Genomic DNA, 23,243 nt, shown 5'->3' on the forward strand with positions numbered 1-23,243 from the left:
GGAGGTGATATGTATGGATAAGAAGATTGATAAAGAAGAAATCCTTAATGTTAAAAAGAAAAAATATAGAAACGAGTTTGGGGCAGATCCAGATGAACAAGAAATGAATGGTCTGTATGGTATGTTGGAAACTGAATATGAAGATAAGCTTCACGATCAAGAAAAGTAAGGATTGTTTCCTTTAATATTTGTTAAGCACCTTATACGGCGTTTTTTTATGAGTTCATCTATTATGAACTTATTGATTCTACTCTAAAGGCTCGTATTTTGTTTCATATGAACTGATTTTTGAATATGCAAAAAAATGAAAACCCAGAAATTATCGTTTTTTCCAATTTAGAATACGTTTTAGTCACTAACTACAAAGGATATCATTAAAAAGGGAGTGACCTAATATCGTCACTCCCTTTACTTAATTAGTATCGTAATGATTGTCCGTCATCAATCGTAATGACGACCCAATGCGGCTGCCTGACCTAAACCTGATCCTGCCCAAGTAATGATTACACTTTTGAATGACTTGTCCATTAATGGCATCCGCTTTCTCAGAGAACAGGAACGTTACAACTTCAGCAACTTCTGGCAGAATTAATTTTTTCCTCATTTGAAGTTGTACCAAAAAGACCAAACGCTTCTTAGAGGAGTTATTTTTATCCTACTGATTTTGGAGATAAATTCAAAAAATGAAGAACCCCATTTACAGGAGGGCTCGCAAACTGTCTGCCAAGCCTCCTTGTCGCCATCGTCTGTAGGGTCTTGGCTAGCCATTTATTCGGCAGGAGTGTCGCAAATTTCTTCAAAAAAACATGAGGGATAAACTGGTCTTGTTTTTTAAATCATGGTTCGGGGCGAGAGCATTCCGAACACCCCTTTCATAGAAAGGGCTCCGTGGTGTTTTTTTAATCCACTAGCCTAGTTTTGGCTGGATCGCAGTTTGGCTTTTCTATGTCTGTCGATTCTGCGAGTTTCGTTAAATAATAACATTCTTCACGCCACATATGATCGGCCATTAATGGCGAAAGCGTTCCAAGAGCCTGCGCACTAAGCTCAAGTTCCTCCAATTCAAGCAGAAAGTGCTGAAAGAATTTAATTTCCAATGTAACGTCCGCATTCATTTTTTCCAATGCAGGGAATGTTGACAGATTGGTTCGTAAATATCCAGCCATTTCAACCGCTTTTATATAAAAATCATTAAAATGTTTTTTATATTGGTCACTTTTCTCCTTTAATCTTTTTTCAACGTCATCCATATTGGATGATATTGCACCTGCATGCCCAGCTGCATCTAACAGCCAAATCAAATGATGATGAAGTTCATGAAAAACAGGCGGCATTTGATTTGAATTGAAGTATTTCAATAATCTTAAATACTCTTCTAATTCGTTTACCATATGATTAATGAATGAAGGTGAAAGATGTATTTTTATTTTACCTACCAGATGTTCTTTAATTAGGCTTAGCTTAAACTCTCGAAATCTTATTACCTTTTCTTCTGCCAAGGCAGTAAGTTGCGAAATCTCTTCCGATTTGGCTTTACCAAGGAGAGTATCAAAAATTCGAATGAATTCTGAGGCGATTTCAATGTTCTCCACTTCAACTGGAGCTAAAGACTCATGGATAAACCTGGCATGGTCTCCTAAGATTTGCAGCCAAAAATGATGCTCGAATCTTGCTGTTTTCTCCAAAAACTCGTTCATTCGCACTCCTCCATCATTTAAGTTATCGAAACCTCACTTATAATTTGTATTCCTAAATCTACAGACTTATTAATATTAATTGTATGGGGACCAAACTATACCCACATGAATGTTCATAGACAGAAAAATCCTGATTGCAGTATAAAATCCCGTCTAATCCTCAGTGAGTCAAACGTGTGCATCCCTTCTTCAAAATCGGTCTTTTTAGTACTTATTTAACTCCCATACAAATATAATATTTTTATTGATTTAACGATTCTGGTAATAGTGAAATTGGGTAAAATGTGCTTTTTTGGAGGACAGTAGATTGTCAAAGGAAATATTGAGTTACATGGACTATCCAATGGTGAGAATTCAAGGGGGAGAACTACAATTAAGGGACGATGGAATTAAAAGCAAATGGAAAGCTGAAATAAGTCCGTTCCTTCTTGCCCGTTATCCTGTTACTACGGGTCTTTACTATATTATTACAAACAGATCACCTAATTATTTTGATCAAGATCTAAAACCTGTTGTGAATATTTCTTGGAATGATGCTATTTCTTTTTGTAATCTGCTTTCACAGAAATCTGGGCTGAGAGAGTCTTATTCTATTAATGGTGAAAACATTGTTTGTGATTGGGAATCAAACGATTTTCGACTTCCTTCAGAAGCAGAGTGGCAATTTACATGTATCCTAGCCGTATACTTATTTTTAGTTTTTTTGTAGGGTTCAGATTGGAACAAAAATAAAAAACCTGATAATTTTTCAGGTTTTTTAATATTTTTATCGTTCGATTACCAGAGAAATGCAAGAAAGACTAAAGATGCAATTGCACCAAAGGCAAATCCATTTGCTGCACCCCAACCATATCCTGCATTAAAACCGCCATAACCAAAACCCCCAAGGTTTCCTCCGCCGTCAAATGGACGAATATATACACGGTTCGACGTAACACGGTGTATGATTCCCCGATGTACAGTTCCTCTACTTGTACGAATTTCAACAGGTCTTCCAACACCTTGCCTGCATTTATGATAATAATTATGATATCCCATTATGCACTCCCCTTATTAGTCGATTCTACATCGTATGCACTTGGGGACTAGCCTGCATGGATTAAATACCCACCGATCCTATAAAAAATGATTAAAACACTCTTTGAAACCAAAGCATAAAATATATTTATACATTTACCAAAGGAGATTATTCCATGAACAATTCATACCAAGACGCACTGGCCAAAATTGGAATTGAAGGGGCACACCCTGGTGGATTTGAACTGACTAAGCAACTCTTTAAAGATGAAAAAATCGATCATTCATCAATAATCCTTGATGCCGGATGCGGGACAGGGCAAACCTCAGCTTTCTTGGCAGAAACGTTTCTTTGCCAAGTATCCGCGGTTGATCATCACCCTGAGATGGTGAAACATGCAAAAAAAAGATTCCAACAAGCTAACTTAAGCATTGACCTATATAAGGCTTCAATAGAAGAACTGCCTTTTGACAATAATTCTTTTGATTTTATCATAGCCGAATCAACGCTTGCATTCACTGATATACAAAAATCACTGCGTGAATTTTACAGGGTTCTTAAACTAGGCGGCACTTTGTTATCCATTGATATGACCGCAGAAATCTTCCTTGATCCTGCCTCAAAAAAAGAAATCATGAAGTTTTATAATTTAAGAGATGTATGGATGCAATCCGAATGGTTAAAGGCTTTCCGGCAAAACGGATTTACAGATCTGGAAATCTTGAGATCGATTACCGTCTTAGAGGGATTATCGGATTCTTCTGCATCAAATAGCCCCCTTCTGCCTTTGAATGAATCCTTGGAACGAGTCATGGACGAACATTACCGCCTCATTTTATCTTACGGTAACAGCCTTGGATATAGAGTATACAGGGCGAGTAAAAAGTAATGCTCCCGTTTCAAAAAGATACGTTAGTTTCAGTTACTTTACACGGATCAAGTATGAATACCATGAAAAAAAACCTAGAACAAGTTCAAGGTTTAAAGGGGTGGTCCAATAATCTTAGACGATGATCTGTATACAATTTCGGCCATTCTTCTTTGCGGCATATAAAGCTTGGTCGGCACGTGGCATCAATGTTTTGATGGAAGGGCCTCGGTCACCAGGTTCAATTAATGCATGAGTCACCCCGAAACTGCAGGTAACGGAAATCTTCTCTTCATTAACCAATGCAATACTTTCAGAAACCTTTTCCCTTATAATATCGGCCAACTCATATGCAGCGGGTAAAGCGGTATTCGGCAAACAAAGGATAAATTCTTCGCCGCCATACCGCGCCAATAAATCTCCTTCCCGAATGTGTTCCTTTGCGGTATTTGCAACAAGCGCTATGACCTCATCCCCTGCTTCATGTCCAAAAGAATCATTTACATTTTTGAAATGATCGATATCAAACATGATGACTGAAACACTGCCACCTTCCATGCTTAGAACATCAAATAACATTTCCGATTTTTTGATGAAAATTGTTCTATTCAATATTTGGGTTAATCCGTCCAAGCTGGCAAGTTGTTTCAGTTTTTCAAGCATGAGCACTCTTTCAGTTACGTCGGAAAAGGTAATGATCTGTCCGATAGGCAAGTTACTTTTGTTGAACACGGGTGAAAAACCAATATGGTAATGGACCATATCATCATTTATGCTGCAATTAAAATCACTGTCCTGCTTAAGGTCGATGATTCCCCTAAGATGATGATTCCCGTTTAGCACACTTGTAATCGATTTACCTATGGAATGTTCATCCAACATGGATATGACTTTGCGCATTCCATGGTTATAGTCGACAATCAATCCCTGTTGATTTAAAACGATGACTCCCTCTTTCATACTTTCAAACACGGTCTCCCGAGCGATTGGGGCTACATTGAACATTTGAAAAGTCAAAAGTGCCGCACCATGAAAGATAAACGTGATACTCATGGATACAGGACCAAGATCTATACCATATGAGCTTAATCCATTTATATAATAATAATTTGCTATTATAGGAATCAGCAGACCTGCCACCATCATTGATATTTGCATCCTGAATCTGAAAGAAGATTTTTTCACCTGCATTAGCAAAATTATTATACTAATCATGACACATAAAAAAAGAAACAGGGAGTGAACGTAAAACCAAGGGCCGCCCACCAGTTTAATAATTGGAAAAGGACTATCGTCTCTCAATCCCATTGATTTGTAATAAAAGTGATGAAGGCCATTTGTATATTGCATGAAAATGGTGATGAACGGTATGATGAAGAGTGCATATTTCCACACCTTCTTAATTCTATGCCCTACATATTCAATGCACATCAATAAAAGGAAGACTGGGATGAATGGTAAGGCCAAGTACTCGACCCTTAACCAGAATATGATTTGTTCTAATGATGTACTGGAAAGTTCGAAAGCATAGGAAAAAGTAAAGATGGAAGACAATAATGTCACGAGAATATAGGGTTTTACTCCAGGTGCATCCTTGATCTTTAACTGTGCAAATAAACTCAGGAACAAGCTTAAAGCCCCTGCCATTATAACGACGAGTATGTATAACGATAATTCCCGTGGCAATGCAAATCAACTCCGTTTAACAAAAAAATACTTTTTTCGTTTATTATATAGCACTTTATGACTAGATGACTAGAGCTTATTCTGGAAATTCTGAATTTGAAATATGAGGAAGTCCTGTTTACTAACTCCCCATACCGTCCATACCAAAATAACATCCAGCTTTCCAACATATGAAAACCCCGTTCATCACTTTGAAAGTGAGTGGCAGGGTTCCCATTTTGATGTGAGTTATATCTTCCCCTATACTGCTGTGAATCGATTTAAGAATGAGAGTATTTTTCGATAAACGGCGATTTCATTTTCTTTTTTGGAGAATCCATGTCCTTCATCATCTAAAAGCATATAATCGACATCTCTTCCTTTATCCTTCAACGCTTGAACGATTTGATCTGATTCCTCTTTTACCACACGGGGATCATTCGCTCCTTGAATGACAAGCATTGGCTTTATCATGGATTCCAAATAGGTGATAGGCGAATGCTCGATTAGTTTTTCTTTATCTTTTTCGGGATTTCCTACCCACTGATCCATGACTGGCTTCCATTCTTCTGGAACGGAATTGATAAATGAGAATAGATTGGATGGGCCGAAAATATCTACAACCGCCTTGAAATAATCTGCGTGTCGTCCGTGGAGCAGAAGGGCCATGTATCCTCCGAAGCTTCCGCCCATCAATAGAATGTTACCTTTTTGTGCATGCCCTTGGTCTATCAGCCAATCAAGGCCCGCTACATTATCAAGGCGTGGTCCATTTCCCCAATCCCCCTCTACCATTTTCATGAATTCCAAACCATAACCAGAAGAACCGCGGAAGTTTGGCGCAAAAATACTGTAGCCGTGATTCAGGAAAAATTGAAATGAAGCTCTAAAGGACTTCCGTTCTGCCGCTTGAGGTCCTCCATGAGGCCAAAAGATGACTTCACCATTATCATATTCCTTTTTTGCCCTAAAAAATAACGATTCGATCTCCAGTCCATCAAATGAAGGGAATGTAATGATATCCGGTTCAACCAGATCATTAGAATCGACGCCAGGAACAGTATATTTAGTTAATGATACCCACTCATCACCTGAATGTTTATAGATATTATGAGGCTTGGTTGCACTCATGCCAAATAAGTAAAGCGTTCCTGATGCAGCTACTTCAAGTTTATTAATGACGCTGCATGGCACGGAGATACTTCTCCAATCTTCATTTTGCAGATTAAATTCATATAATTGATCTTCTGCACCCTTTTGACTGGTTATATATATTAGTTGATTTTCTTTACTAAATTTAATGGCAGTAAAACTCTCATTCTCCAATTCTTTAACTTTACAGAATTTGTTTGTTTCAAGGTTATATGAAGCCAAATAGGTAAAGTCCGCATCATAATCAGTCAATAAATATATCATCGAATCTGAAACAAAAACACCATCATTCACTGTGTGTTGTTTCTCAGAGGGCGGAGTGAGCAGGATATCTTCGTTCCCTTTTTTTGCATAGAGGAGGGTATATGTATTGGCAAAGTGTTTATAGTAAAGAAAGGTTTCTTCATCAGGGCTGAAACCGAATAAATAGGTCGCTGCATCTTTCCCCTCCAGTACCAGCGTTTCCTGTCCTGATTCTAAATCTAAACAATAGGAATTTAGAAAGGAAGGATTTCCTCTGGATGACGTGTAATAGAGCTTTTTACTGTCATTCGATAATTTTGGCATGAAATTACGTGTATGTTCATAATGGACAATTTCCATCATTGTCCCGCCATTCAAGGGAACCCCGTAAAACTGGGTATTTTCATTACCGTCTTGATCGAAACCAGCAATTATAAACCGGTTTTTCTTATCATATATCAGCTCTTGGCAGCTTTGATCAATGGATGTAAGCGGATAAGGAAAGGAATTGGGCAAATCCATTCCCCATAAATTATACTTACCGCTCAAATTGGTACTGAAAACCAGATGCTTTTCATCTGGACTTACGGCAAAATCAGCAATGGAAAAAGTTCGTAAAAATTGCTCAACATCAGGTTTTGGAAAAGTGATCATCATTGGCAACCCCTTACATTTATAATATAAAGAAAAATCTGTAATTTATTATACCATATTTTCCCTAATCACTGCAGGTGTAATTGATACAACTAGGACGTTCGATAAGTTCTTTCGCTATGGATAAGATGTTTTTCATTGTCAAAGCCTTCGATCTGGCACAATCCACTGATAAATTGGACAAGGTTCTCATGTTTCCATTTTAATTTTATACGAAATGTTTTTTATCGAAGCGTATTAACTGTTTAACTCGAGGAGCAGTACAACTTGATCGAAGTATATATTGTTGATGCCCATGCATTTTATGGTTTCCTTTTCTTAATCACTTTTTTACGCCAAAATAAAAAAGCAAGATTGGCATATTAACAACAATCTTGCTAAAAAAGAGTATGTCAAGTGACGGACTTTTCCCGGTATTCACATATTCTATATTGGGATTTTTATATATTACTACATCTCCATTGTGCTAAACGGGCCTTTAGTCAATCCTATGCCACTTGAATCACTAGTGATGCATTCTGTATAAACCAACCATTCACTTATTCATAGACTTCAACAGTGAAGTTTCCAACTATATTCTCCCGTCATTAAAATAACAATCTATTTTCATAACCTGCCAGATACCATTTTTCACTGGAGTTTGTCTATCATTAAGCATCAATCGATATATCTTCTTGCTCCGGCATATTCCTCCCCGTATCCCGATGTTTTTATTTCATCTATCCTTACATGTGTTGAGCTGTTTGGCGAATGGATCATTTTACCCTCCCCCATATACATTCCGACATGATGGACCTTACCTTTCCCTTTATCATAAGCAAAAAATAGTAAATCACCTGGTTGAAGTTTTTCTCGTTCCACCTTTTTTCCATGCTGCGCCTGAATGGAAGAGTCCCTTGGAATCGTTATTCCATTAGCATGGTACATGGTATAGGTAAATCCAGAACAATCAAATCCCAAACCGGACATTCCTGCCCATAAGTAAGGAAGCCCTAAAAACCCTTTTCCTGATTCAACGATGCCCTTTCCGGTTGGAGCAGGTATTTGTTTTTCATTTTGATAGACTGACACCTCCTGCTTTTCTAACCATTTTGCTCCATTACTCGGTGTCATCACCTTCACTTTATCTTTTTTCACCTGCAATAGCGGGAGGCGGGTATCGAAGCTGACCTCCATAAATTTGGACCGAAGTTTCGAATCTGAATAAAGCCAAGTCTCTGGGGCATTCACAAGGGCAAATCCGCGTTTAAATTGCTTCGCAAAAGAACTCCCATCTTTTAATTGTGCCTTTGGCATCCATCCTGGATACCCAATATCATTGCGGGGCGTCGGTTGATTGGCAACAGCTACTTTCACCCATTCACCTCGTTCTTCTAGAATCGTCACTTTTGAACCATATAACGCTTGTGTTTCCAAGTTACCCACAAGCCACAGCTTGTCTTCATAATTCATGGAGCTGATCCAAGCATTCAAATCAGCGGGATTCAATGCGGAAGGTGCATCGATTTCCCTTAATAATCCCGGCTCAGTCCAAAGAGTTGCCACGTTTACATCTACATAGGCAATTCTTTGCTTCTCACTTGCACTAGCTTCATTGGGACTGAATCCTAAAATACCGAGAGCAAATAAAGATAGCACGAAAACGGTTAACTTTTTCAAAATAATCATCCTTTCGAAATTTTTTTTTATTGAGTAAAAGAGGATTTCCTCTTGACTCCCAGTCCAGGCGTGTCGGCAATAAGAAGTTGATCTTTCATGAATTGAATGCCTTCAAATGGCTCATTCTTTATCCATAATGGTGCATCTAAATCAATCTTCGTTATATTTGGATGGGCAGTTGCCAGATGAGCCGCAGCTGCTACACTCACGGTTGATTCCATCATACTCCCGATCATGCATTCCACCCCGGCTGCTTCTGCTATATCGGCGATTTGGAGTGCACGTCGAATTCCTCCTGTTTTCATTAATTTAATATTAAGGAAATCAACCGCATGTTCATTCAGGAGTCTCATGGCATCACGAGGGGAAAACATACTTTCATCGGCCATAATCGGCACTTGGACAGACCTTTTTATTTCTTTCAATCCTTCGATATCATGGGCTTGCACGGGCTGTTCCACCAAATCAACGTTCAGCTTTCTTTCCTCGAATTCATGAATGATGGAAATCGCTTGTTTTGTTGTCCACCCTTGATTTGCGTCAATCCTGATCATAACCTGGTCGCCAACAGCAGCACGAATGCAGGCAACCCGCAGCACGTCATTCTTCCAGTCTTTCCCCAGTTTTACCTTCATCGTAGAGAATCCGTCATCGATGAGGGACAATGCTGCCTTTGCCATTTTTTCGGGTTCATCAACGCTGATTGTCATATCATTTTTCAGGACATTCGATTCACCCCCAAGATATTGATATAAAGGAAGTTGCCATCGTTTGCTGACTGCGTCGTACAAAGCGATTTCAACAGCAGCTTTTGCACTTGTGTTACCTACACAGGATCGTTGGATTAGTTGAGACAATGCATGGATATTCTCGATGTCGCGGCCAATTAAAAGTGGTGTGATTACATCTTCAATGACCGCCATGATTCCTTTAGTAGAATCACCTGTAATGGCAACCGTAGGGGCTGCAGCCCCTAAACCTTCCGTTCCATCCTCCAACTTTACGGAAACCATGATATTTTCAATTTCCATTGCAGTGCGTAATGCCGTCTTGAATGGCTTGACAAGTGGCAAGGTTTCCACTGATACTTGAAAACTTTCAATCTTCATATGAACAACCCTTCCTTAAAAGCTTGAGAGTATATATGATGTAAGAATTCCAAAATAGGTGCCCAGAAGACTGCCAAGTACAGCCATCAATATCCCGACTGGTATTAGTGCCCGGTTGAATGCACCTGCCAATATAGGGGCTGATGCCACTCCCCCTATATTGGCCAATGAGGCAACTCCCATTGTAAATAGATCCAACTTAAAGATTTTGGCTAAAATGACCATGATCAATCCATGAAAGAATAAAATCATAAACCCGGATAAAATATACACAGGTGCTTGAAACAGCTGTGAAAAATCGGCATGGGAAGCAATTAAACCAATGACTATATAAAGCATGACTTTAGAAATTTCCATGGAACCGGCAATACGTCCAACCTTCGTGACAGCCAGAATTAAACCTACGGTCGAAGCGATGATGATCGTCCAAGTGGTTCCATTCACAGCAGCACCCAGTACTGGAAGTCTCTCCCCCATCTTGGTTGCCCCTGCTGATACAATTAAAGCCAGCGCCAAGAAACCGATCAATTCCACGAATCCAAATTCCGTCTTGGCGGTTTCCCCCGCTTCTAGCTCGGAAGTCATTTGATCAATGAAAGATGTATCCGCTTTAGTCCAAATATTGAATTTTCCGGCAAGTGGCACCAGCCAAAACAAGAACATGACCCAAATGGAATAATTGACTGTATCCATGATCAACGCATAACCAAAAATATTTTCCGGCACATCGAGTATGCCTTGCAAGATCACCATATTGGCAGATCCCCCTGTCCAGCTTGCGCTTAAAGCCGAAAATGCCTTCCAAGTTCCTTCCGCATAGAAGCCATTCATTAAGACGTAAGTAAGAGTGAACCCTCCGATGATGCTGAATGAAGCGGCAAAAAAGGTTAAAAGCATCTTTGGTCCAAGTCTGATTATTTTCCGCATATCGCATTGCAAAAGCATGAGCATCAACATGGCAGGTAGCAGGAGTCCTCGTATGGTGCTATACGCACTTTCGACTGACTCACTATCTGAAAAGACCCCAAACGTTTTCATCAGAGCCGCGCCAATATAAATAAGGACAATACCAGGAACATACTTGAAGAACTTTCCTCCTATCTTTTTTTCCGCTGCCGCAATCACGGCAGTAAATGCCAATAAAAAACAGACAAACATCACACCATCTCGAATCATATTCTATACCTCCTTATATTTAGGGGATTTCAAAACGGGCCCTATAAGTCTTGCATAGTCCAACATAGAAAAATCCAGCTGCCAAAGAGCGCGTACGCACTCTTTAACAGCTGGATTTCAATTGCGACTGACAGAAGAAGCAGCTACTATAACTTATAAAGTTGCTCATATTTGATGCTGGCATTTCTTAGAGCTACGATCAGTGCTTTCTGAGATGAACCAAAATACCGTTTCTCAATTTCTTTCTCCAATTCATCGGGCTGAAGAATGGATTTACCTACTAACATGGATTGAATGAAGCGTGATGTTATCGATATTGTAGTCGAGCATATTTTGTATATTAAGTCAATTCTCGATTCCTTCAGCAAAAGAATAGATAAGTTCTATAGCGACCGTTCACGAATTTATTCGACCTTAGACCCATTATTCGGACTCCGGAGCATTTATTTTCCGGTCCACGCCTTAAATCCGCTCCCTTTTCGCCCATTATCTGACAATCCTTCTCGCCGCAAGCGTCTGCGGGGTCTTGGCTAGCCCGTTTCTGCAGGAGTCTCGTAAAATTATTTCAGCCCTTCATAAGGCATATATTTCGCATACAAATCTTTTCGGCGATTACGATCCTTGAAAGTGGTTGCTGCACCACTTTTTCGATTCTCATAAAGTTCGTCCATATCGACTGTACCGGTAATGGTTGTATGTTCATTCATTACCGACTCAGCTACTATACCATTTGCCGCCCAAGCGCTGTCACACGGGCTAAGGATACTGGCACAGCCATAACCGTTCGGCAGGGGTGACCCTGGTTCACCAACAGTGGGGCAATGAACAAAATATACCTGATTCTCGATTGCACGTGCATGTGCGCAATGGCGAACTCGCCAAAAACCAGCCTCTGTAAATGTGTAGGAAGGGCAAAAAATGATGTCGGCCCCCTTCACTGATAATATCCTTGATATTTCAGGTATCTCCGCTTCATAACATACCGCTATTCCTATCTTAACCGGACCCACGGAATAAACTTCCAGATCATCACCTTCAGAAGTATGCCAATTCGATTCAGCAGGAAAGATATGTGTTTTTTTATGTTCTACGACTGATCCGTCTTTATCAAAAATGCATGCAATATTGAAGTATTCATTTTCACGGCGTTCCAGATGCGTGCCTGCAATGATGACCTGTTTTCTTTTTCTTGAAAGTGACCTGAAAAGTTCTTTATATTGGTTGGTATATTCATCAATCCTGATAACGGACGAAGCCTCCAGTTCTCCAAAGGCCGCTGATAACCCGATAGTTAACAGTTCAGGAAAAATGATATAATCCGAGTTTTCTGGAACTTGGCTGATCAAGTTTTCTACTTGTTCCTGAAATTCATTGAAAGTTGACACTTTTTCTACACGAAATTGACAAGCGGTTATTTTAACTTTCACAAAAACCCTCCCAAATCATGCTTTATAGTTCTTTCGGTCGGTAATTCCATTAACCTTTATTAAAAGAAATCATGATATCTTGTCAAAATCATTCAATTCGGTCTGTTGCATAGAGATGTGTTTAGTCAGTGCACTTACAATGAATGTTACTAGTATATTAATTAACAAAGCTATGACGCCTGTACTGATATCATTAATTACATGTGGAGTATCCGGCAGGAATGTGGCAACCTTCACATCTGAAATGGTCGCATATAAAACAATCAGGACGCCTGCCAATATTCCCGCCATTGCACCATACTTATTGATTATATTGGTTTTTGGTAAACTGCAAAACAAGGAAGGTGCCAGTTGTGTAATTAAACTATATGACATGATATTCAAGATGGCCAAAGCCTCGCCGCCCGTTACCGTTACAATTAAAGCAATGATCGAGATACCAATAATAATTACCCTAGAGACAATCAATTGATGTGTTTCAGTCGCAGCAGGGACCAGAACTTTGAAAAAGCTATTTGTCAGACCTACCGATGCAGCCATTAGCATGACTGAAGCAGGTACTAAGGCTGTCAATAAACCTGCAGCTCCGATAACCCCTATCACCCAAGGATCGAATGTTTGAATCGCAAGCCTTAAAAGCGAGAGATCTCCATCAGCTCCTTGCAATCCCGGGATTTGCATGATGGCTGTAAATCCAATGAAAAAAACGAAAAGAAGTAACAATGTGTATAAGGGTAACGCAATCGCATTTTTCCTAAGGGTTCTTTCCCCATTCGACGATAAAACGACCATGAATGTTTGTGGTAGCAAATAAAATCCTAGTGCATTCAGCAAAACGGTGGACACAAACCAGGATTGGCTCAATCCCTGATCTGCCAAAACCAACATTTCCGGTTTAGCAGCTTGGACGGTCTCGAACATGGGCTGAATACCACCGAAGTAATGAAATGGAATGTAAATACCTAAAAAGATAACGACCACCAAAATCATGAAATCTTTCAGTATGGCTGTCCATGCTGATCCATGAATGCCTGAAATCATTACATAGGTAGTTACGACCACAGCACCGATCACACTTGCAGCGACTGGTGAAATTGCTCCGTAAGATGCTTCTGAAACAATGATACCCAGTCCTTTGAGCTGTATGACTATGTACGGCACGAGGGCTAAGCTTCCCAGTACAGCAACGATCATCCCCATTGACCTGCTTCTATATTTAGATGCAAAATACTCTGGCTGAGAGATAATGGAATGGCGTTTTGAATATCTCCATATTTTAGGAACGAGCCAATATGATAGGACATAGGCTAAGAAAATATAGGCGGGAACATAATAAGCAGCGGCACCTTTTGAGTAAGCCCACCCACTTCCTCCCAGGAATGTAAACGTTGTATAAATTTCACCTGCTATCAGCAGAAAAATGAAGAATGTACCGAAGCCCCTGCCCCCTACGGCAAATTGCTCCATGTCCATATCCTTCCCTTTTCTTGCTTTTATCCCTAAATAAAGTGCTAGAACCAAGAAGATGGAAATGATGAGTAATGAGATATTCATTCAGAATCACTCCCTTTATTATCAGGATCGAACTTATAGACAATCATTAAGATAATCGAGGCCATCACCATCCAAAATGCAACCCAAAATAACAAAAAAGGCATTCCCAATATGTACGGTTCTATTTTATTTGCATAGGGCAATAAACCTAAAAACCCTATAAATGGGACAAAAAGCAATAGCTTTATAGCATCCAAATTATACCCTCCCCTAATTAGGTTCCTTAAACGGGTGCATAACCATCAGTCAAGTCGACTTTCATACTTGAACTGATGGTTTGAAAGTACCCTTTGTTTACTGTCATTACCTGCTTGCAACCAACCATAAATCGTCCTTAAGCGGACTGGATGGCAAGGACCGTTTCCAATAGTACATTGACCCCTTTTTCGCAATCTTCCCAAGTAGTAAGTTCCTCTTCACAATGACTTTTACCATTGTTGCTTGGGACAAAAACCATGGCAGTCGGTATATAACTAGCTATAAACTGTGCATCATGCCCTGCACCGCTTACCATCCTTTTATAGGGTAGGCCTAGATAGTTGGTCGATTGCTCAAGCAAATTGCAAATGGATCTGTCGAACCAAACAGTATCCCTGTCCCACAATTTTTTCGCTTGGATATCGCAGCCGTCTTCTGAACCTGTAGTTATCAGGCTTTCAATCACTTCCTCCACCTTTTCGATGACTTTGGAATCCTTATGTCTCGCCTCTAGCGAAAAAACCACTTTATTAGGGATCACCGTATGGATATTAGGGAACACATTTACCCTTCCCATCGTAAAAACCAAATCGTCATCAAGTATGCCTAGCTTCTGACGAGCCTCCATAATCAAGCTATTCGCAGTGAAGAAAGCATCTTTTCGCATATTCATCGGGGTGGTTCCTGCATGATCGGATTCGCCTGTAACTTCTATCTCATAGCACACCATGCCAATGACACATTCAACGACACCGATCGTGAGTGATTCACGTTGAAGAATGGGCCCTTGTTCAATATGCAACTCTAGAAATGCGGTCGCTTCTTTTAAACGAGACTCTTTATCCCCTGCGTATCCAATGGCATGCAAAGCACTTTCGAAAGTTGTTCCTTCACTATCCGTCTTTTGCAGCATGATGGATTTTTCGAATTTACCTGAAAGCACTCCCGAAGACATCATGGAAGGTTCGAATCTGGCTCCCTCTTCGTTCGTGAAATTGACGATCATTACCGGAATTTTAGGTTGGATATTATTTTCGACCAGAGTCCGCACGACTTCCAAGCCTGCAGCTACACCCAAGATACCATCAAACCGTCCGCCCCTTTTTACGGTATCCATATGTGATCCCATTACAATAGGCGGTTTGTTTTCAAGTCCCGCCAAAGTAGCGTAAATATTCCCCATATCATCGACCTTAATTGTCATACCCAATTCTTCACAGCAAGCGCAAAAATAATCACGGACTAATCGATCTTCTTCGGAAAGGGATAACCGTGTGACTCCGTTGTTTTCTGTGCGTCCAAAATCAGCAAATTTCTCTAGCGTCCGACTCAGCCTCTCACCATTAATTAATAATTTTTGCTTTTTCATAGCGAATATCCCCCTTTTAGATAACTTGCTAAATCCTTCTTACGTTCGCTTAAGCCAAAAATGAAAGTGAATGTCTTGTTGTTTTAGACTAATTACGCTAGATTATATTTCTACCAATGTTTCCCTATGATAAATAATCTCCCCATTCAGTATCGTTGATTCAACTTTCAAATCCTTGATATTTTGGGAATCCACTTTCAATATACTATCATTCAATACTACTAGATCGGCCAGCTTTCCTGCCTCCAGGCTGCCTTTGACATCTTCATCGAAACTTGCAAACGCGCCGTTCCATGTGTATAGTTTAATGGCTTCCAATACGCTAATCGATTGAACCGTACCAATTTTCGTACCAGACCTGCTTGTTCTATTAACAGCAACGTGTATGCCTAATAAAGGGTCGTGATCAGTAACGGGAGCATCTGATCCACCTGCGGCCAAGATGCCATTATCAATAAAATCACGGGCAGCGTACATGTGGTTGACCCTACTGCCGTAATGATCTATATATATATCACCGAATTCATAAGGAAATGGAGGGTTGGGGATAGGGATGATTCCAAGTTCTTTCATCCTCATTTGTAAATCTGGCGAAGATATTCCAGCATGCTCAATTCTATGTCTATGATCTTTCCTTGGCCATTCATTCAAAGCCTTTTCCACGCAATTTAAATACATCTCTATAGCTTTGTCACCTTGTGCATGGACTGTGATCTGATAGCCTTTTTTATGTGCCTGACCTAATACTTGATAGATCTCCTCTTCTTTATAATAGAGAATGCCTGAATAACCAGGATCACTGGAATAAGGCTCACGGGTAGCTATTGTCGGACCGGTACTGCTGCCATCCGTAAACAATTTAGCTGGTCCAATTTTGAATCTTTCGTCCCCCGTTCCGGTTATGACTCCCGAATCCACCATTTTATTCACAAATTCATGAGAGTTATTCAATGAACCGACCATCGCATAGATACGGACACGAATATCCTTATTTTTTATGGCCTGCTGCATTAAACGAAAACTTTCAGGACCATGTGCACCAGCTTCATGAATACTTGTTATGCCTGCTGCGATGAAATGCTCCGACGCTATTTTCACTGCTTTCCACAGTTCACTTTCTGAGTAACTTGCTCTGTCTGCCATTATCATATTTGCTGTTTCAATGAGCTTGCCTGTAATCCTCCCCGCCCTATCCTTTTCAATGATCCCTCCAGTTGGATTCTCTGAGTTTTCATCAATTCGTCCAATCGCTAACGCCCTGCTATTCACCACGCTTATATGGCTGCATGTTCGGGTAACGATAATGGGATGGTCTGTTGAAATGGCATCCAATTCCGCTTTTGTTGGATAACGTTTTTCTTTAACAGCGGTCTCATTAAAGCCCCAGGCTCGGATCCACTCACCTTTAGGGACAGTTGAAGCTTTCTTCTTCAGATCGATTAACAAATCTTCTACAGATTTGATATGTTCAGCTTTACAACTTACTGCCAATTGATTGACGCCGTACAATATAAGATGAATATGCGAATCTATAAACCCAGGAAGTAATGACTTTCCCTGCAAATCGATCACATTTGTTTCTTCTCCGATAAATCCCTTGATTTCCTGATTCGTTCCGACTGCCGAGATACGATTACCTTTAATGGCCAGGGCTTCAGCGACTTCATTTTTTTGATTTACGGTTATGACCTCGCCGTTTATGAACACGATATCAGCTTTCAAACAACACACCCCTTCCTTATTGTTTCACCCTCATTACTACGTCCTCTCCCTTTGCTTTCTCTCATCTTCACTTATCGGAATATTCCGTTTTCAACAGATTCATTATATCCGCACCCGTTTGTGAAATCACTAGACAAATAGTCAAAAATTTCATCGTTTTTTTATACCTTTTATATAATAATGTCTTATTTCCTTGGATTTGCTGTTCCAGTTCCCTTTTTAACACGCCAAAAGAAATTATCAATAATCCCAAGGGGACTATAGACAATAAAAAAAGGGATAGGTATAGCTGCTGATATGCTTACCTATCCCGTCTTTTCATTTTTTTGCAGTCCATTCAGATCTTCCGATAATGCCAATGGTCAAATACTGTTTGTTTGCATTAAAATCCCAAGTCCAGTATCGAAGGGTTAATTCGCTTTTATCCACTTTTTCAATAAACGTTTTTACCCCTATCAATGCTGCTCCATATCCCACGTTAGAGGCCAATGCAAAGATGGCATTCATCCCTTCATTAATGGTATCCATATACTCAGGTTCGATTTTTAAGATATCAGTCCATGTAATACAGAATCCATTTTGCTTGGTACAATTAAATATAGAGTGATTCGCTGTACGTACGATCTCATCCCTTAAATTTAATATTCCATTCTTCATCTCTTCTGCCTCCTCTTTCTGATAGTGGTTTGTATGATCAGAAAGCAGTTCCGTGGCCCAATTATAAAATAGTTGGGTATAAATGGCTGAAGTTGCCACGATATCAAAATCATTATAATAATTAACAAATACACTTTCAGAAAGCTCACTTAAACGATTCTCGGTATCTTTTAAATATTGAATAATTCCCTTTGCCGTTTCACCACGATTCAGCATGGAAGATAGGTGGTGATCAAAATCCTCTTTATCGAGGCCTGTTATATCGATTTCAACAAGTTGAATTTTTTCCCGGGTCTGGTCAGGCAAATTCGCCGTACCCTTTTTCATACTTTCCAAATCAATATCAAATAAATATATGGAATTGCATTTAGTTGCCAGATACTCTATATCCAAATCATCGCAATTGCCTGCACCAACGATAGCCATTTTATCTACGAACGCTTTTTTTCGTCATAACCGCATCGAATAACCCTGTAACTTGTTTACGATGCTGGTTCCACCGCAACATTCTGTATTCATCCCGATTATGATTCATTTTTCTTTGATAGGTTTCCAAGTCAATCTCTCCCTTTAGGGTACTATCCATTTATTAATTGTAACAAAGTTTCCTGATATTTTGGAGGGCAGGTCATTTAGAGAGTTCGCACCGGGAAAAGACCAGTTCAATTCCCTTAGTAATATGAATAATGAAAATGTTAGATAATATAGGAATTATTGAGAAGTAGCAGAGATAACAGGAGGGTGATCCTTGTGTTTTCATTCACTCAGAGTATGAAAGCAGATCCTGATGAAGAAAAGAAGGTCTTGGATCAAGCTGAACGATATTTAGAGAAAACTTTTGATGAAGGAACCGAAATTTATGATGTCCTATACGATAATATGGGAAACTGGGCTATATTGATTACGCAGCTAAAGTGAAATATGAAAAGTATGGTACACCATTTCTAGTTTTCTTTAATGATGAAACAGGGGAAATGGAGGATACATTCCTATCTGATAAATGGCAAGATGATGCTGAAAAAGAAATCAGGCCTCATGTTGAAAATGAACTGGGTGACGTACTGATTTCCATGGAAATGGAAGTTATCGCAGAGAGTGAAGATTTGGATGAAATGCAAGAAGAAATAGGCGATTATAATCAATTACTCTTGGTCTTTGATGAGGGGCTCGGTAAAGAATTGAGGATTGATCCTAATAAACCAGGCAGTTATAAAGATTACGAAGTTTCCCCAACCATACGGATTACCCTATCACGTAAGAAACAGAAAGCAGATGAAGACCGCTTTACCGAAATTATCAATGCCCTAAAAGAAGATGGAGTTATTAAACATGGAAATATGATTGTAGACTATATTAGTACCAATGGTGTGCCTTTAGAAGAGGAGGAATGGAGCAAATCTTTTTAAAGGGTTTAGATTTTTTTAAATAAGATACATAGCAAAAATTGTTATCAATTTTTGCTAGACCAGCGGTTCGATAAATACTGAATATTTTCAACCCTTTGACTGCAGGCCATTTTCCCTATATTTCATATAATATTTATTTCGAGAAAATATATTATGCTACCAAAGTGAAATGAAGTGTAAAATCATCTATTTTTAGTCTTCCTTATTATTCATTATGAAAATTATCAATCCATCCATCTGAGTTATCGCCACATTTTACGAATAAATGTACCTAGTAAAATATATTCATTAAATCTTTAATACCGTGAACATTAAACGTTAAACGAAAGAATCCCCCACTCGCATTGAATTTTCAAATTCAATGCGAGTGGGGGATTTCATTGTATTCAACGTCCTTTTCAACCATACGATATACCCTATCCGTAAAACTTTCGATATTTTCATAAAATTAAAAATAGGAATATTAACCCAAGACTTTTACCCTTTTCCCAATCGTATAAATATTCAAAAAAATGTCGAGTTGAGTCATCTATACTTTTACCCTTATACTAGGGAAGAAAAATTGAAAGGGGAGAATTATACATGAAGAAGGAAATTTCAATCATTGGGGTTCCAATGGATCTTGGTCAAACTAGAAGAGGAGTCGATATGGGTCCTAGCGCCATTAGATATGCAGGATTGAGTGAAAGACTTGAAAGCATAGGATACACCGTTCGTGATGAAGGGGATATTAAAGTAGAAATACAAGAGAGGGCACAAAGCGATTTAGATACAAATTTAAAGAATCTACAGGATGTTGCAGAAGGCAATGAAAAATTGAGCCAAAAAGTGGAGGAAGTCATCCAATCAAATCGTTTTCCATTAGTACTGGGCGGAGATCACAGTATCGCTATCGGTACATTGGCCGGTTTAGCGAAGCATGTTAAGAACTTAGGGGTAATTTGGTATGATGCACATGGCGATTTGAACACAGCAGAAACTTCTCCATCTGGTAATATTCATGGTATGTCCTTAGCTGTTAGTTTGGGCCTTGGCCACCCTGCATTGATTAACATTGGCGGTTATTCTCCAAAAGTCAAACCAGAGAATATTGTCATTATTGGTGCCCGTTCCTTAGACCAAGGGGAAAAAGAGTTAATCAGGGAAAAAGGAATTAAAGTATTTACAATGCATGAGATTGATAGATTAGGTATGACAAAAGTGATGGAAGAATCAATTGCTTATCTGAAAGAACGTACGGATCTTGTACATTTATCCCTTGATCTTGATGGTCTTGATCCAGATGACGCACCTGGGGTTGGAACACCTGTAATGGGAGGAATTAGTTACCGCGAAAGCCATCTTGCCATGGAAATGCTAGCCGAAGCTAATATCATTACATCTGCTGAGTTTGTAGAGATAAACCCAATATTGGATGAGCATAATAAAACTGCCGAAGTTGCTGTCGCATTAATGGGCTCATTGCTTGGTGAAAAATTACTTTATGGAGCGGAAGACCAATTTAACTCTACTGATTTACTGGTTGATGTTAAATAGTCGAACATTTTTTTAGCTAACTAGTATGGTAAGAAATTATGAGAGATTTCGTTAAATAGATGGACCAGTGGAAATAGCCCCTACTTCAACAGGGTGCTTGTTACCCATTGAAGGATGGTCCACATGAATCCATTCATCCCTAGTTTCCTGACGCTTTGCTTCCTTTTCTTTATAAGCGGCGCTACCTGAAATTATTCTGCTTTGGAACCTCTATATATAAATGCAGAAATAATCTCTTACTCTAGGGAATTCAACAACATCTAAGATTCAAATCAAATCTTTTGCATTTGTGAGTAAAATACACAAATTCCCTAATAACGTCCAGATATAAATGAAACCGTTTGCACCCACCAGGTAAAGGAGTTTTTCAATGAAGACAATAGAAAATCAACCAAATGAATTAAAACGGAGCATGAAAGCAAGACATTTATTTATGATTTCAATAGGGGGTTGTATTGGTACTGGCTTTTTCATTGGTTCAGGCTACACCATTCATGAAGCTGGGGCCTTCGGGGCTATCCTCTCATACATAGTCGGCGGTTTTATCATGTATTTAACGATGCTTTGTCTCGGGGAGCTATCGGTTGCCATGCCTGTTTCCGGTTCGTTTCAAACATATGCGACTAAATTCATCGGTCCTGGAACCGGCTTTGCCATAGGATGGCTTTACTGGTTAGGCTGGGCCGTTACGGTTGCCTTGGAGTTTTTGGCAGCAGGACAGCTTATGCAAAGATGGTTTCCAGAATCACCCGTTTGGATGTGGTGTGCAATCTTTGCCTTACTCATATTTTCATTAAACGCCTTATCAGCAAAGGCATTTGGCGAATCGGAGTTTGTTTTTTCTAGCATTAAAGTATTGGCCATCATTCTGTTCATCATCGTTGGCGGTGCTGCCATGTTTGGTATGATTGATATGAAAGGTGGACAAGAAGCTCCGTTTTTCTCCAACTTTTTCGCTGAGGGACTTTTTCCCAATGGGATATCGGCCCTGCTAATCACTATGATTACAGTGAATTTTTCCTTCCAGGGCACAGAATTAATCGGAATTGCCGCTGGAGAGAGTGAAAACCCGGAAAAGGTCATACCAAAGTCCATCAAACAAACCGTTTGGAGAACCCTTTTCTTCTTTGTTCTTTCTGTCACTGTACTATCGGCGATGATTCCAAGGGAAAAAGCCGGTATCTCAGAAAGTCCATTCGTTGTTGTACTGGATAGTATCGGAGTGCCGTATGCAGCTGACATCATGAACTTCATCATTCTTACAGCACTATTGTCAGTCGCGAACTCCGGTCTTTATGCGGCGACTCGTATGCTCTACTCGCTCTCAAGGGAAGGAATGGCAAGTCCAAAGCTCGGTTTGGTGAATAAGAGAGGGATTCCGCTTAATGCCTTACTTATCACCCTTGCAATTGCCGGTTTGTCTTTACTTTCAAGTGTAGTAGCTGCAAAAACAATATTTGTCTTTCTTCTCTCCCTTGCAGGATTAGGTGCACAAATTGGCTGGATTGCCATATCGGCTAGTCTTCTTGCTTTTAGAAGATCCTATACCCGTCAAGGTGGAAAGATAGAAAATCTGAAATTCAAAGTTCCGCTATACCCATTCATCCCCATCCTTGCATTGATAACAAACTGCATCGTCATGATCAGTTTAGCGTTTGTTGCTGAGCAGCGAATGGCCCTTTATTGCGGGGGGGCATTCTTCCTTGGATGTTATGCGGTTTATCACTTTAGAGTGAAGAAAAACAAGACCATAGAAACTCCCAAGCAGGAAGTTCAATTAAATGCCGGTAAAAATATGGTCATTTGATCCTGAACGCTGCGGAGTAGATTAAGTGATGAAAAGCGTTCTTTACAATTCATAAAGATTACTTTTCAAAGAAGAAAAACCCTGAATGTTTTCCACACCCAGGGTTTTTCTTTTATTTAATCACCAGTTCCTGCATAACTACCGCTTTATAAATTCCCTCAGTTCCCTTCCAGCTTTTTTAGTTCCCCTACCTATACACTTTCTGAATCAAAGAAAGATTATCTCCTGTCTAGGATAATACGCATATAATAGGAAGTTAAATTTCTAGCTCCCTTTAGGCAATAAAAACAAGAATCCAAACAAAAAAATCATCTTAATCGATGATT

General features: G+C 39.5%; 22 protein-coding genes and 1 pseudogene. 7 read left to right on the forward strand and 16 right to left on the reverse strand.

Annotation, left to right across the window (positions count from 1 at the left end; all coding sequences use genetic code 11):
- Positions 1-13 precede the first annotated feature (13 nt).
- The gene (locus IOC57_RS12885) at positions 14-169 is read left to right on the forward strand and encodes a DUF4021 domain-containing protein (RefSeq protein WP_207439103.1); all 156 of its coding nucleotides are present in this window, start codon (positions 14-16) and stop codon (positions 167-169) included.
- Positions 170-412: 243 nt separating this feature from the next.
- Here the strand turns inward: IOC57_RS12885 and IOC57_RS12890 are convergent, their stop codons facing one another.
- Both IOC57_RS12890 and IOC57_RS12895 read right to left on the reverse strand, forming a co-directional pair.
- Positions 413-604, reverse strand: coding sequence for a hypothetical protein (locus tag IOC57_RS12890; RefSeq protein ID WP_207439104.1), 192 nt, complete (start codon positions 602-604; stop codon positions 413-415).
- A gap of 295 nt (positions 605-899) precedes the next feature.
- The gene (locus IOC57_RS12895) at positions 900-1,697 is read right to left on the reverse strand and encodes a DUF2935 domain-containing protein (protein ID WP_207439105.1); all 798 of its coding nucleotides are present in this window, start codon (positions 1,695-1,697) and stop codon (positions 900-902) included.
- Between the two features lie 307 nt (positions 1,698-2,004).
- Between IOC57_RS12895 and IOC57_RS12900 the strand changes: the two are divergent.
- Positions 2,005-2,370, forward strand: a pseudogene (locus IOC57_RS12900) (formylglycine-generating enzyme family protein); the annotation flags it as partial.
- A gap of 104 nt (positions 2,371-2,474) precedes the next feature.
- Here IOC57_RS12900 and IOC57_RS12905 read toward each other — a convergent pair.
- Positions 2,475-2,735: a hypothetical protein gene (locus tag IOC57_RS12905; protein WP_207439107.1), complete on the reverse strand. Its 261-nt coding sequence runs from the start codon at positions 2,733-2,735 to the stop codon at positions 2,475-2,477.
- A gap of 155 nt (positions 2,736-2,890) precedes the next feature.
- Here IOC57_RS12905 and IOC57_RS12910 point away from each other — a divergent pair, with 155 nt between their 5' ends.
- Positions 2,891-3,604 (forward strand): class I SAM-dependent methyltransferase, encoded by a 714-nt coding sequence (locus IOC57_RS12910; RefSeq protein ID WP_207439108.1) that lies wholly within the window; start codon positions 2,891-2,893, stop codon positions 3,602-3,604.
- Positions 3,605-3,718: 114 nt separating this feature from the next.
- Here the strand turns inward: IOC57_RS12910 and IOC57_RS12915 are convergent, their stop codons facing one another.
- From IOC57_RS12915 to IOC57_RS25895, 13 genes are all read right to left on the reverse strand, one after another.
- Entirely contained in the window at positions 3,719-5,269 is a 1,551-nt protein-coding gene (locus IOC57_RS12915) for a histidine kinase N-terminal 7TM domain-containing diguanylate cyclase (protein WP_207439109.1), read from the reverse strand.
- 240 nt (positions 5,270-5,509) lie between these two features.
- On the reverse strand, positions 5,510-7,297 hold the full coding sequence (locus IOC57_RS12920; protein WP_207439129.1) for a S9 family peptidase: 1,788 nt from the start codon (positions 7,295-7,297) through the stop codon (positions 5,510-5,512).
- Between the two features lie 657 nt (positions 7,298-7,954).
- Positions 7,955-8,965, reverse strand: coding sequence for a C40 family peptidase (locus IOC57_RS12925; RefSeq protein ID WP_207439110.1), 1,011 nt, complete (start codon positions 8,963-8,965; stop codon positions 7,955-7,957).
- Positions 8,966-8,982: 17 nt separating this feature from the next.
- Positions 8,983-10,065 (reverse strand): dipeptide epimerase, encoded by a 1,083-nt coding sequence (locus IOC57_RS12930; RefSeq protein WP_207439111.1) that lies wholly within the window; start codon positions 10,063-10,065, stop codon positions 8,983-8,985.
- 15 nt (positions 10,066-10,080) lie between these two features.
- Entirely contained in the window at positions 10,081-11,241 is a 1,161-nt protein-coding gene (locus IOC57_RS12935; protein WP_207439112.1) for a DUF819 family protein, read from the reverse strand.
- Positions 11,242-11,387: 146 nt separating this feature from the next.
- Positions 11,388-11,609, reverse strand: a complete 222-nt coding sequence (locus IOC57_RS25890) for a DUF3870 domain-containing protein (RefSeq protein WP_286184815.1) — start codon at positions 11,607-11,609, stop codon at positions 11,388-11,390.
- Positions 11,610-11,801: 192 nt separating this feature from the next.
- Positions 11,802-12,668 carry a nitrilase-related carbon-nitrogen hydrolase gene (locus tag IOC57_RS12945; protein WP_207439114.1) on the reverse strand — a complete coding sequence of 289 codons (867 nt, stop codon included), beginning with the start codon at positions 12,666-12,668 and terminating at the stop codon, positions 11,802-11,804.
- 69 nt (positions 12,669-12,737) lie between these two features.
- The gene (locus IOC57_RS12950; protein WP_207439115.1) at positions 12,738-14,222 is read right to left on the reverse strand and encodes a sodium:solute symporter family protein; all 1,485 of its coding nucleotides are present in this window, start codon (positions 14,220-14,222) and stop codon (positions 12,738-12,740) included.
- Positions 14,219-14,419 (reverse strand): DUF3311 domain-containing protein, encoded by a 201-nt coding sequence (locus IOC57_RS12955; protein WP_095393819.1) that lies wholly within the window; start codon positions 14,417-14,419, stop codon positions 14,219-14,221. Before IOC57_RS12955 ends, IOC57_RS12950 begins: the two co-directional genes overlap by 4 nt.
- A gap of 137 nt (positions 14,420-14,556) precedes the next feature.
- The gene (locus tag IOC57_RS12960) at positions 14,557-15,789 is read right to left on the reverse strand and encodes a Zn-dependent hydrolase (protein ID WP_207439116.1); all 1,233 of its coding nucleotides are present in this window, start codon (positions 15,787-15,789) and stop codon (positions 14,557-14,559) included.
- A gap of 102 nt (positions 15,790-15,891) precedes the next feature.
- A complete protein-coding gene (locus IOC57_RS12965; protein ID WP_207439117.1) occupies positions 15,892-17,511 on the reverse strand; it encodes an amidohydrolase in 1,620 nt (539 codons plus the stop codon).
- A 318-nt stretch (positions 17,512-17,829) separates the two neighbouring features.
- Complete coding sequence (locus tag IOC57_RS12970) at positions 17,830-18,594, reverse strand: hypothetical protein (RefSeq protein WP_207439118.1); 765 nt, start codon at positions 18,592-18,594, stop codon at positions 17,830-17,832.
- A gap of 1 nt (position 18,595) precedes the next feature.
- Complete coding sequence (locus IOC57_RS25895; protein ID WP_286184816.1) at positions 18,596-18,724, reverse strand: hypothetical protein; 129 nt, start codon at positions 18,722-18,724, stop codon at positions 18,596-18,598.
- Between the two features lie 194 nt (positions 18,725-18,918).
- Between IOC57_RS25895 and IOC57_RS25900 the strand changes: the two genes are divergently transcribed.
- From IOC57_RS25900 to IOC57_RS12985, 4 genes are all read left to right on the forward strand, one after another.
- Positions 18,919-19,086 carry a hypothetical protein gene (locus IOC57_RS25900; RefSeq protein WP_286184817.1) on the forward strand — a complete coding sequence of 56 codons (168 nt, stop codon included), beginning with the start codon at positions 18,919-18,921 and terminating at the stop codon, positions 19,084-19,086.
- Positions 19,083-19,574, forward strand: a complete 492-nt coding sequence (locus IOC57_RS12975) for a hypothetical protein (RefSeq protein ID WP_286184818.1) — start codon at positions 19,083-19,085, stop codon at positions 19,572-19,574. The genes IOC57_RS25900 and IOC57_RS12975 overlap by 4 nt, the downstream gene beginning before the upstream one ends.
- A gap of 582 nt (positions 19,575-20,156) precedes the next feature.
- A complete protein-coding gene (gene rocF, locus IOC57_RS12980) occupies positions 20,157-21,110 on the forward strand; it encodes an arginase (protein WP_207439119.1) in 954 nt (317 codons plus the stop codon).
- A 370-nt stretch (positions 21,111-21,480) separates the two neighbouring features.
- A complete protein-coding gene (locus IOC57_RS12985) occupies positions 21,481-22,917 on the forward strand; it encodes an amino acid permease (protein ID WP_207439120.1) in 1,437 nt (478 codons plus the stop codon).
- Positions 22,918-23,243 lie beyond the last annotated feature (326 nt).

This window comes from Bacillus sp. SD075 (genome assembly GCF_017355165.1).
Classification (GTDB): Bacteria; Bacillota; Bacilli; order Bacillales; family DSM-1321; genus Peribacillus.